Annotated in this window: 4 protein-coding genes; 2 read left to right on the forward strand and 2 right to left on the reverse strand. The window is 66.9% G+C overall.

Translation table 11 applies throughout. The features are described from left to right. Position 1: 1 nt before the first annotated feature. Positions 2 to 1,339: an ATP-binding protein gene (locus AC1D12_RS30180; protein WP_477844931.1), complete on the forward strand. Its 1,338-nt coding sequence runs from the start codon at positions 2 to 4 to the stop codon at positions 1,337 to 1,339. Continuing rightward, a complete protein-coding gene (locus tag AC1D12_RS30185) occupies positions 1,336 to 1,977 on the forward strand; it encodes a response regulator transcription factor (RefSeq protein ID WP_477824882.1) in 642 nt (213 codons plus the stop codon). Before AC1D12_RS30180 ends, AC1D12_RS30185 begins: the two co-directional genes overlap by 4 nt. Positions 1,978 to 2,028: 51 nt before the next feature. Here AC1D12_RS30185 and AC1D12_RS30190 read toward each other — a convergent pair whose 3' ends face one another. Continuing rightward, positions 2,029 to 2,550: a hypothetical protein gene (locus AC1D12_RS30190; protein WP_477824883.1), complete on the reverse strand. Its 522-nt coding sequence runs from the start codon at positions 2,548 to 2,550 to the stop codon at positions 2,029 to 2,031. A gap of 36 nt (positions 2,551 to 2,586) precedes the next feature. Then, on the reverse strand, positions 2,587 to 2,767 hold a 181-nt coding region (locus AC1D12_RS30195; protein ID WP_477844932.1), incomplete at its 5' end, for a substrate-binding domain-containing protein.

Raw genomic sequence — 2,767 nt, forward strand, 5'->3', positions numbered from 1 at the left:
GATCCTCGAGTGGGGCTTCCTCGACTTCTACCATCCCGACGATGTGGAAGGCATGGTGGACATCTGGAAGGACTGCCTCGCGACGAAGGACCAGCTGGGCCTGAAGGGGCGCATCCGGCGATTCGACGGGGAGTACCGCTGGTTCTATTTCGCCGGCCAGAAGATCACCGATGCGAACGGCGTGGTGCGCTGGGTCGGCGCGAACGTGGAGTTCGAAGACCTGCAGCGCGCCGAGGATGCACTCAAGGCGAGCGAGCAACGGCTCAAGTTGATCATCGACACGATCCCCGCGATGGCGTGGTCGGCCACCGCAGATGGCGAGGTCGACTTCTGGAGCAAGAACCTGCTCGACTTCTGCGGCCTTCGATTCGAAGACGTGATGGCCGAAGGCTTCTACCGCATCTTCCACCCGGACGACCTGGAGGCGATGCGCAGCATCTGGGATCGCGTGCGTTCCAGCAAGCGCGGCGAAGAAGTCGACGCGCGCATTCTGCGTGCGGACGGCGAATACCGATGGTTCACCTTGCGGCAGTGCCCGCTGCTGGACGCCCACGGTGCTGTCGTGAAATGGTACGGCGCGCTCATCGAGATCGAAGACCGCAAGCGCGCCGAAGAAGAATTGCGACGCAGCCAGAGCGAGCTGGCGCGGGTCTCGCGAGTGACCACCTTGGGCGAATTGGCGGTCTCGATCGCGCACGAGGTCAACCAGCCGCTGATGGCGATCGTCACCAACGCCGGGACCTGCCTGCGCTGGCTCGGTGAGAAGCAGTTCGACGCCGTTCGCGCGCGGCAGGCGGCCGAACGCGTCGTCCGGGACGGGCATCGGGCCGGGGAGATCGTCGCGAGCATTCGCGCATTGGCGCGCAAGGAACCCACGCGGATGACGCCGACCGATCTGCACGAAGCGATCCGGGAGGTGCTGCTGGTGTTGAACGGCGAATTCCGGCGCCGCGGCATCGAGGCGAGTTTCCAGGCCGGGCCCGAGACCCCGATCGTGCTCGGCGATCGCACGCAGCTGCAGCAGGTGCTGCTGAATCTGGTGATGAACAGCGTGGAGGCGATGACCGAGGCCGGGCAACTCACGATCCGCAGTGCAGCGGGCCCCGACAGGTTCGCCCGGGTCAGCGTTCAGGACACCGGCCCGGGCCTCGCGCAGGATCACATGGATCGGATCTTCGAAGCCTTCTTCAGCACCAAGGCGGGGGGCATCGGCATGGGCTTGTCGATCTGCCGTTCCATCGTCGAGGCCCATGGGGGATCGATCTCCGCCTCGAACCATTCTCCGCGCGGCAGCATCTTCAGCTTCAGCGTGCCGCTGGCGGCGGGAGCGGCCCGATGATCAAGCATCAAGACGACACGCCGGCGACCGTCGTCGTGATCGATGACGACACCAGTGTGTGCGAGGCGCTGCGCGGCCTCTTCGAATCGGTCGGGCTGCTGACCACGACCTATGGTTCCGTGCAGGCCTTCCTCGCCGCCGAGCCGCCCCACGGGCCGTCCTGCATCGTGCTCGACATCCGGCTGCCCGGGCAGAGCGGTCTCGAGTTCCAGGAGACGCTGGCGCGAAGCGGCGCCGCGCAATCGGTCGTGCTCCTCAGTGGCCATGTCGATGTCGAAATGGCCGTGCGCGCGATGAAGGCAGGCGCGGTCGACGTCCTCACGAAGCCGGTGCGCGAGCAGGACCTGCTGGACGCGGTCAATCGCGCCATCCAGCTGACGACCCAGAGGCGCGGTGACGCCGGGCACGTCGCGGCACTGCGTTCAAGACACGCGCTGCTGACGGAACGCGAGCGCCAGGTCATGGCACTCGTCACCGCCGGGCTGCTGAACAAGCAGATTGCCGAAAGGGTCAACGTCACCGAAGCCACCGTCAAGCTCCATCGCGGCCAGGTCATGCGCAAGATGAAGGCGGCCTCGGTTCCGGAGCTTGTCAGGATGGCCGACGTGCTCGACAGGGCAGCGCCGCCCCCGAGATGAGGACGCAGATCGCGCACACCCCGCGTCGACCCCGATGAGCCCGGCYGCGGTCTATCGAGGGCCTGACGCAGCCACCGGGATCGGCTCCAGGTGCGCCACCGACGCTTCGCCCGTGGAAGCAGCATGCCTGATCCTGAAGACGCAGTCGGACCGTGGCAGACCTTCAGGACCGAGGTCGACATCGAACTCGCCGTTGGCCAGCGCATGCAGTTCGATGTGCGTCAGCCGCCCGTCGAGCGCGAACAGGATCGCCATGTGGGCCGCCGGCACGGACTCGTAGCGCACGACGCGGTCGCAGAGGTTGCGGTTCGCGCTCAGGAACCGGCAGATCGCCTCGCGAGTGGTGCCGGCCTTGAACAGGTAGAGCCTGTCCCAGCCGAACGAGGTGAGCCGGCCCAGGTCCAGCTCCTTGCTGGACGGCTCGTTGGCCACTTCGCCGATGCGCTCGCTGATCTGCCCGGCCGAGTTCGGCGCCAGGTTGCAGCCCGCCAAGGCGCCGATGAAGAGCAGCACGCTCGACAGACGACGAAGGGTCGCTGCGGCGGATCGACGGGTCTGTTCTCGTTGCTTCATGCCGTCATTCTTGCCGACGCTGGATCACCATCCGCTTCAACCCGCGTCAACGCGGAAACCCAGCCCCCGCAACGCCGCCCGCGTGCCCGGCGCCGCCAGCAGGCGGCGAAACGCCAGCACCGCCGGCCGCTCGAGCCGAGCCTTCGGCACGATGAAGTCGTAGCGTTCCTCCTGCACGGGGATGAAGCCCAGCCCGTACTGGCGCGCGACCGTGTCG

This window comes from Rhizobacter sp. P1_G5 (assembly GCF_056405435.1).

Coding starts and splice junctions, on each gene's coding strand:
- AC1D12_RS30185 (WP_477824882.1), top strand. CDS start 1,336: ATGATCAAGCATCAAGACGACACGCCGGCGACCGTCGTCGTGATCGAT.
- AC1D12_RS30190 (WP_477824883.1), bottom strand. CDS start 2,550: ATGAAGCAACGAGAACAGACCCGTCGATCCGCCGCAGCGACCCTTCGT.